General features: G+C 69.5%; 6 protein-coding genes. All 6 read left to right on the plus strand.

Features of this window, described 5'->3' with window-relative positions; all coding sequences use genetic code 11:
* Positions 1-76 precede the first annotated feature (76 nt).
* Entirely contained in the window at positions 77-3,106 is a 3,030-nt protein-coding gene (uvrA, locus tag ACYVIO_RS26280) for an excinuclease ABC subunit UvrA (RefSeq protein WP_460653540.1), read from the plus strand.
* 135 nt (positions 3,107-3,241) lie between these two features.
* Entirely contained in the window at positions 3,242-3,586 is a 345-nt protein-coding gene (locus tag ACYVIO_RS26285; protein ID WP_460653541.1) for a hypothetical protein, read from the plus strand.
* 135 nt (positions 3,587-3,721) lie between these two features.
* Positions 3,722-4,042 (plus strand): hypothetical protein, encoded by a 321-nt coding sequence (locus ACYVIO_RS26290; protein ID WP_460653542.1) that lies wholly within the window; start codon positions 3,722-3,724, stop codon positions 4,040-4,042.
* Positions 4,043-4,061: 19 nt separating this feature from the next.
* A complete protein-coding gene (locus tag ACYVIO_RS26295) occupies positions 4,062-4,370 on the plus strand; it encodes a hypothetical protein (RefSeq protein ID WP_184794713.1) in 309 nt (102 codons plus the stop codon).
* Between the two features lie 156 nt (positions 4,371-4,526).
* Positions 4,527-4,943 (plus strand): DUF6507 family protein, encoded by a 417-nt coding sequence (locus ACYVIO_RS26300; protein WP_460653543.1) that lies wholly within the window; start codon positions 4,527-4,529, stop codon positions 4,941-4,943.
* A gap of 18 nt (positions 4,944-4,961) precedes the next feature.
* Positions 4,962-8,818, plus strand: a 3,857-nt coding sequence (locus ACYVIO_RS26305; RefSeq protein ID WP_460653544.1) for a toxin glutamine deamidase domain-containing protein, incomplete at its 3' end; no start/stop codon positions are given.

An 8,818-nucleotide genomic window follows, 5' to 3' on the forward strand; every position in this document is an offset into this window, starting at 1 on the left:
GAAGTTTTTGTCGGTGGGCCTCGTTAGCCTTGATCGGGCTTGTCCCTGAACCCTTCGAACGGCTGAGAGTGAGCTTGTGTCTGACCGTCTGATCGTGCGTGGAGCGCGTGAGCACAACCTGAAGGACGTCTCGCTCGACCTGCCGCGCGACGCCATGATCGTCTTCACCGGTCTGTCCGGGTCCGGCAAGTCCAGCCTGGCCTTCGACACGATCTTCGCCGAGGGCCAGCGGCGCTACGTGGAGTCGCTGTCCGCGTACGCCCGGCAGTTCCTCGGCCAGATGGACAAGCCCGACGTCGACTTCATCGAGGGCCTGTCCCCGGCCGTCTCGATCGACCAGAAGTCCACCTCGCGCAACCCGCGCTCCACCGTGGGCACGATCACCGAGGTCTACGACTACCTGCGGCTGCTGTTCGCCCGCGCCGGGCGGCCGCACTGCCCCGAGTGCGGCGAGCCGATCGCGAAGCAGACCCCGCAGCAGATCGTCGACCGCGTGCTGGAGCTCGACGAGGGCACCCGCTTCCAGGTGCTCGCGCCGGTGATCCGCGGCCGCAAGGGGGAGTACCTCGACCTCTTCCGCCAGCTCTCCGGCCAGGGCTTCTCCCGGGCCCGGGTCGACGGCGAGACGATCCAGCTGACCGAGCCGCCGAAGCTCGACAAGCAGAAGAAGCACACCATCGACGTGGTCATCGACCGCCTCGCGGTGAAGGGCTCGGCGAAGCGGCGGCTGACCGACTCGGTCGAGACCGCGCTCGGCCTGTCCGGCGGCATCGTCACGCTGGACTTCGTCGACCTCGAGGAGAACGACCCGTACCGGGAGCGTCGCTTCAGCGAGAAGCTCGCCTGCCCGAACGACCACCCCCTGCAGCTGGACGAGCTCGAGCCGCGCTCGTTCTCGTTCAACTCGCCGTACGGCGCCTGCCCGGCCTGCTCGGGCCTGGGCACCCGGATGGAGGTCGACCCGGAACTGCTGGTCCCCGACCCGTCGAAGTCGCTCGACGAGGGTGCGATCCAGCCGTGGTCCGGCGCGAACGTCTCGCAGTACTTCGAGCGCCTGCTGAGCGCGCTCGCCAAGGACCTGAAGATCAAGTCGAGCACGCCGTTCGGCGAGCTGCCGGCCAAGGCCCAGAAGGCGCTGCTGAGCGGTCACGACCGCCAGGTCCACGTCTCGTACAAGAACCGCTACGGCCGTGAGCGCTCGTACTACACGACCTTCGAAGGCGTCATCCCGTACGTCGAGCGCCGGCACGCCGAGGCGTCCAGCGACACCAGCCGGGAGCGCTTCGAGGAGTACATGCGCGAGGTCCCGTGCCTGACCTGCAACGGAGCCCGGCTGAAGCCGATCTCGCTCGCGGTCACGCTCGGCGGCAAGAACATCGCCGAGATCAGCGCGATGTCGATCGACGAGGTGCACGGCTTCCTGGTCGACCTCGACCTGACGCCGCGCGAGAAGCAGATCGCGGAGCGGGTCACCAAGGAGATCGGCGAGCGGCTGCGGTTCCTGCTCGACGTCGGCCTGGACTACCTGGCGCTGAACCGGCCGGCCGGCTCGCTGTCCGGCGGCGAGGCCCAGCGGATCCGGCTCGCGACGCAGATCGGCTCCGGCCTGGTCGGCGTGCTGTACGTGCTGGACGAGCCGTCGATCGGTCTGCACCAGCGCGACAACCGGCGGCTGATCGACACCCTGGTCCGGCTGAAGGACCTGGGCAACACGCTGATCGTCGTCGAGCACGACGAGGACACCATCGACCACGCCGACTGGGTGGTCGACATCGGCCCGGGCGCCGGTGAGCACGGCGGCCAGGTCGTCGTCTCCGGCACGGTCGAGGATCTGCGCAACCACCCGGACTCGATCACCGGCGCCTACATCTCGGGCCGCCGCGAGATCCCGATCCCGCCGGTCCGCCGCCCGCTCACCGAGGGCCGCGAGCTCACCGTGTACGGCGCCCGCGAGCACAACCTGCAGGACATCGACGTGACCATCCCGCTCGGGGTGTTCGTCGCGGTCACCGGGGTGTCCGGCTCCGGCAAGTCGACGCTGGTCAACGACATCCTCTACACGTCGCTGGCCCGCCAGATCTACGGCGCCCGCGCGGTGCCGGGCCGGCACACCAAGATCTCCGGCCTGGACCAGGTCGACAAGGTGATCCATGTCGACCAGTCGCCGATCGGCCGCACCCCGCGGTCCAACCCGGCGACGTACACGGGAGTCTGGGACCACGTCCGCAAGCTGTTCGCGGACACGCCCGAGGCGAAGGTCCGCGGCTACCTGCAGGGCCGGTTCTCCTTCAACGTGAAGGGTGGCCGGTGCGAGGCGTGCTCCGGGGACGGCACGCTGAAGATCGAGATGAACTTCCTCCCCGACGTCTACGTGCCGTGCGAGGTCTGCCACGGTGCGCGGTACAACCGCGAGACGCTCGAGGTGCACTACAAGAACAAGACGGTGTCCGACGTCCTGGACATGCCGATCGAGGAGGCGGCCGAGTTCTTCGCCGCCATCCCGGCGATCTCCCGGCACCTGAAGACGCTGAACGAGGTCGGTCTGGGCTACGTCCGGCTCGGCCAGCCGGCGCCGACGCTGTCCGGTGGTGAGGCCCAGCGGGTGAAGCTGGCGTCGGAGCTGCAGAAGCGGTCGACCGGCCGGACGGTGTACGTGCTCGACGAGCCGACCACGGGTCTGCACTTCGAGGACATCCGCAAGCTGCTCGGCGTCCTCGGCGGATTGGTTGACAAGGGCAACTCGGTGCTGGTGATCGAGCACAACCTCGACGTGATCAAGACCGCCGACTGGATCATCGACCTCGGACCCGACGGCGGACGCCGCGGCGGCACGCTGGTCGCGGAGGGTACGCCGGAGGAGGTCGCGGCCAACCCCGCGTCGTACACGGGTCAGTTCCTGGCCGAGATCCTGCACGGACGGGCCGCGAAGCCGAGCGCGAAGAAGGCGGCCGAGACCACGGTCAAGCCGGCGGTGAAGAAGACGGCCGCCAAGAAGGCCCCGGCGAAGAAGGCGGTGGCTGTGAAGAAGGCCACAGGCGCCAAGAAGACCACGGCTGCCAAGAAGGCTCCTGCTCGTAAAACTGCTGCCAAACGCACTGCCAGTTGATCTGGTCGAAGGTGGGCGGGCCGGTTCGGTCCGCCCACCTTTGCGTTCTCCTGGAACTGTCCGGGGCGGTGGGCCGCGGTAACCCCTCGAACGTTTAGATTGGGCGCGGAAGAGTAGCGGACCGAAGGGGTGCATGTGTCGCGGCAGTACGACACCCAGCTGATCGAGTCGGTGGCCGTACGGCGCCGGCGGCTGCGGGAAGCCTGGCTGTTCGGGTCCGCCCGGTCGCGCAACACGCTCGACGAGGGCATCACCAAACTGTTCGCCAGCGCGGCGGTCGCCGCGGTCGTGTGCGCCGGGTGCGTCGGCTACTCGTTCATCCAGGACTCCAAGAGCAAAGGGCCGAACGGACCCGTTGCCCCGAGCCCCAGTTCTCCCGCGACTCCCGGCCCGAGCGAGACGCCGTCCGGGACGCCGGACTCGACGGGGACCCCGCCGCCCAGCGGCACCCCGCGGCCGCCTACGCCGCCGCGGACCTGAACCTCCTGCCACAGCAAGGATCCCGCCCCTTCGGCAGGGAACCGAACGCGACCCCGGCCGCGTCTATGGTGGGGAAGTCGGCAGCCAGCAGATCACTTCGGAGGGACAGCAATCGTGGGTGGACAGCGTTGGAGCATGGGTAAGGACACCCTGGGCACCCTGGCCAAGAAGACGGGTGGCAAGACCCAGGACCTCGGTGGTCTGGTCAAGCGCCTGGCCGCGGCCGCACAGCCGCTGGAGGGCAAGCTGCAGGGTAGTGGCCACGACGCCTTCATGAGCTTCAAGGGCCGGGTGGACGGCATCGCCGCCGACCTGAACGCGGGTCTCGCCGCGATCAACAAGGGTCAGCAGGGCATGGACACCGCGACCCAGACCGGTATGAGCGACATGGCCCAGGCCGCCAAGAAGAGTGAAGGCGCGGCGAACTTCGACGGCGCCAAGTTCAACAAGCGCTGAGACGGGGAGACACAGTCAGATGACGGGACGCAACAGCTACGACAGCGGCGCCAGCGGCGAGACCCAGGCCGCGATCAAGAGCCTGTCGGCGCAGATCGAGTCGCTGATCGCCCAGCACCAGGCGAACGTGAAGGCGATGCGCGGCGACGCGACGATGACCAAGGTGATGGACGACTACGGCGCGGTCGAGGAGAAGTTCAACTCCGCCGCCACCGAGGTCCAGGGCATCATCAAGTCGCTGTCGAGCACGCTGGCCGAGTTCGACACGCACGCGGACACCGCGTTCAAGGCGGCCTCGAAGGCCGTCACGGACATCGGCAACACCTGATCCACGGGGGAGCCCGCTGAGGCTCCCCGCCAGGTTCGGCGGCCGGCGCGCGGTCTCGCGCGCCGGGCCCCGGTGGTGCCGTCGACGGCGACGGCTTGTACGACGTACGACGAAGTTCACGGGTGAGCCCTGCGCGGGGCGGCGAGAGGTAGAGGCATGGTCAACTGGACTGTCGAGGCGACGGCGGCGATGAACGGGCTGAAGGGTATGCAGACCGATGCCGCCGGCTTCGAGGCGATCGGTACGAAGCTCAGCAACGGGCTGCAGACCGCCGGCACGCAGACCTCGCTGAACGGCAAGGGCGGCCCGGTCGGAATCGCGATCGGCGAGTTCGTGGAGAAGTGGAAGGACTCGCTGCCGGGCATGGTCAAGCACACCGGTGACGTCATGAAGGGCACCGTGAACGCGCTGACCGCCCTGGCCAACGGTCACCAGGAGATGGCCCTGGCCGCCCAGCGGGGGATCCAGCTGGCCGAGGGCGTCGACCCGCGCTCGGTGATCCGCAACGCCGCCTCCGCTGCCCGCGCCGAGCAGGCGCAGCAGCAGCCACCGTCCAACAACCGCGCCGTCTGACCTGGGGGAGACGAACAGATGATCAAGCCCGAGGGCATCCCGAAGTTCGAGGGCAACCTCGAAGAGGTCACCAAGGCGGCCAACGATCTCTCCGCGGTCGGCGAGGAGATCAAGACCATCGGTGTGAATCTGGAGAAGAAGTTCCGGAACAACATCGAGACCAACTACACCAAGGGCCCCGAGACCCACCTGCTGGCCGCGGCGATGCTGCCGGTGAAGCAGGAGGGCGAGCTGTTCGGCCCGAACCTCGGCAAGATCGGCGCGGCGCTGCACATCTTCGTGTCCGACGTCTCCGACGACAAGTCCGGACTGGCCTCGGTGCGCACCCGCGCCGACGCCTGGAAGCGCAAGGTCGGCGACACCCCCGAGGACGAGATCGACGACAACGAGGACTGGGTCAAGGAGGAGAACCAGCTCCACAAGGACCTCCAGGGCCACCTCGACGCGATCAGCGCCGCCGAGCGCAAGTGCGCGAACGCGATCGCCGCCCTGTACGGCGGCAAGAAGTGGGAGGACAGCGGCCTCCGCGAAGGCGAGAAGCCGCCGGAGGACAAGGGCGAGGACGAGAAGGACCCGCCGTGGGGCAAGCCGCTGGAGTACGACGCGCCCTGGTACGAGGACGCGGTCGACTTCGTCGGTGGAGTCCTCAAAGGTGTGTTCGTCGACGGCCTGCTCGGCACGCTGGACGCCCTCACCACGCTGATCCCGATCCAGCCGCTGCTCAAGTCGCTGGGCGTGAACAGCATCTTCGGCCACGAACTGCAGGGCTGGAGCGACGCCGGTAACGCCTGGAAGGGCGTCGGCCTGACGCTCGCCGCCGCGGCGATGTACGCGGTTCCCGGCGCGGCGGTCTTCATGCACGCGGCCTTCCCGGAGACCGCGGCGTACCTGGACACCGTCGGCATCACCGTGCTCAAGGGCATGGTCGCCTGGGACATGTGGGGCGAGGACCCCGGTCGCGCGCTCGGCCAGGTCGGCTTCAACGTCATCACCACCATCGGTACCGGTGGTGCCGCGGGTGGTGTGCGGGCGGCCGCGATCGGCGGCAAGTACGGCGCCGCGGCGGCGAAGGTTGCCAAGGGCGCCGATGTCGCGGTCAACATCGCCGGTAAGCTGCGCCCCGGCCAGCTCGCGCTGAACACCGCGCTGAAGCTGCCGAAGGTCTCCGACCTGGTGATCAAGGTCGGCAACGCGCCGGTGATCGGTGGGCTCGCGAAGTTCAGCGGCCTGGACATCCCGACGTCGAGGGCCGGCGGCATCTCGCACGCCGGCGGGATCGACGTACCGAACGTCGACCACACGCCTGCGTCGGTCGGTTCGCACAACTCGAGTACGACGTCGTCGCCGACCCATGTGGACAGCCCGAGCTCACCGTCCGGTGGTTCGGACTTCCCGTCCGGGCGCTCGGACAGCCCGAACTCGCCTTCGGGTGGGGACAGCCCTGCTTCGCACTCTGATTCGCCTGCGTCGCACTCGGACAGTCCTGCTTCGCATTCGGACTCGCCTGCGTCGCACAGCGATTCGCCGGCTGCGCACAACGACGCTCCTGCCCGCCAGGACGGGCCGGCCCACACGGACAACTCGTCCCGATCCGACAGTTCGACGTCGCACTCCGATTCGCCGGCTTCGCACTCCGACAGCCCCGCTTCGCGTTCGGACTCGTCCGCGTCGCACTCGGACGGTCCCGGGTCGCACTCGGACGCTCCGGCTGCGCACAGCGACGGGCCTGGCTCGCGTTCCGACGGTTCGGGCTCGCACTCGGACAGCCCGGCGTCGCACAGCGACGGGCCGAACGGTTCGCACAGCGATGCCCCGAACTCGCGCGGCGACAGCCCGAACACGTCGCACAGCGATTCGCCGTCGCGCGGCGACAGCCCGAACTCGCGCGGCGATTCGCCGAACTCGCACGCGGACAGCCCGAACTCGCACGCCGACGGCCAGACCACGCCGAGCCGTACGACGGACTCCCCGTCGCACACGCCGGACTCGCCGCGGCACGACTCGCCTGACAGCCCGCGGAACACCCCGGACGCGCCTCGGTCGCACACGGATACTCCGGCCGCGCATCACACGCCGGACTCGCCGCGGACGAACACCCCTGACGCACCCCGTACGCCGGACGCGCCTCGGTCGCACACGGATACCCCGGCCGCGCATCACACGCCGGACTCCCCGCGGACGAACACGCCCGATGGCCCGAACCCGAGCCACATCGACTCGAGGTTGCACCCGGACGGTCCGCCGCAGCACGGTCCTAGCCGGATCCAGGAGCGCCTGAACCCGGACGCTCCGCACACGCCGGACACGCCGACCACTCGGACGCCGGACTCGCCCAACACCCCGGACGCACCCGCGGCCCGGCACACCCCGGATGCCCCGACGCGTACGCCAGACGCACCGCACACCGGCGACGCCGTACCGCCGCCGATCGTGGCGCCGCACCTCGGTGGCCGCGGCCCGCACGGGTCGGATGCTCCCCACGGGACGACGCCGCACCAGCCGAACGCACCGCACCAGCCGAACGCACCGCACCAGCCGAACGCACCGCATCAGCCCAACGCACCGCACCAGCCCAACGCGCCGCACCAGCCCAACGCACCGCATCAGCCGAACGCGCCGCACCAGCCCAACGCACCACATCAGCCGAATGCGCCGCAGGCGCCGAACCAGCCGCCGCCTGTGCGGGTGGATCCGCACGCGCACGGCCGGCCCGGGCAGCAGCGGCACGATGTGGAGCCGCGCCGGTACAACCCGAAGGACCCGTTCGGGCGTGGGCTGCGCAAGCTGAAGGCCAAGATCGGCGACAGCCCGCTGAAGAACGTCGCCGAGTGGATCAAGGAAGGCAACCCACGGTTCCGCGACGGGCGCGGTCCGCGCAGCGCCACCAACAACTGTGGTGACAACTCCCGGGCGTTCGCGGACAACCTGCAGGGCGGCGAGCCGCGCCTGGCGAACAACGACCTGCGGACCGGAACCACGCCGAACGGCAAGAAGGTCCCGGTTCCCGGTGAGCGTTCGGAGATGTACGAGTACACCGGTGTCCGGCCGGAGTCCATCCAGGTCCGCGACGCGCACGGCAACCCGGTCAACCCGAAGCAGGACCCCAAGGCCTACACGATGGGTGCCTACAAGCGGATCTACGACGACCTGCGCAACCAACCGCCCGGCACCGTCGCGATCGTCGGCGGTACGTGGGCCCGGCGCGGTCCGGCCGGAGAGGTCAGCGGTCACTGGTTCAACGCGTTCGTCGACGACGCCGGCAAGGTGAAGTGGGCGGACATGCAGTCCGGCAAGATCACCGACGGCCCGCCGTACGCCGATCTGTTCGACGAGCTCGAGGTGATGACCCGTCGTCCTGGCGGCGACTGGCAGTCGCCGCTGTCCCCGAGCTTCAAGGTCGACGGCCCGAACTACCAGCCGAACCCCTGGCCCGCGAACCACCCGCACCAGCCCAGCTGGGTCCAGCCGGCACAGCCCCACGTCCCGCCGATGCCCCAGCACCCGCCCATGCCCCAACACCCACCGATGCCGCAGCACCCGCCGGCACCCCACACCCCACAACAGCCGATGCAGCCGCACACGCCGCAGCAACCGCATCCGCAGCAGCCGGTACAGCCGCATCCGCAGCAGCCGCATGCGCCGCAGCAACCGCACCCGCAGCAGCCGATGCAACCGCATCCGCACGCGCCGCAGCAGCCGCATCCGCAGCAGCCGATGCAACCGCACCCGCAACAGCCGGTGCAGCCGCATCCGCAGCAGCCGCACGCGCCGCAGCAGCCGCACCCGCAGCAGCCGGTGCAGCCGCATCCGCAGCAGCCGCACGCGCCGCAGCAGCCGCACCCGCAGCAGCCGGTGCAGCCGCATCCGCAGCAGCC

This window comes from Kribbella endophytica (assembly GCF_054781295.1).

Excerpts from the sequence above, each read along its gene's own strand:
- ACYVIO_RS26295 (WP_184794713.1), top strand. The coding sequence starts at position 4,062 with ATGACGGGACGCAACAGCTACGACAGCGGCGCCAGCGGCGAGACCCAG.
- ACYVIO_RS26290 (WP_460653542.1), top strand. The coding sequence starts at position 3,722 with ATGGGTAAGGACACCCTGGGCACCCTGGCCAAGAAGACGGGTGGCAAG.
- ACYVIO_RS26300 (WP_460653543.1), top strand. The coding sequence starts at position 4,527 with ATGGTCAACTGGACTGTCGAGGCGACGGCGGCGATGAACGGGCTGAAG.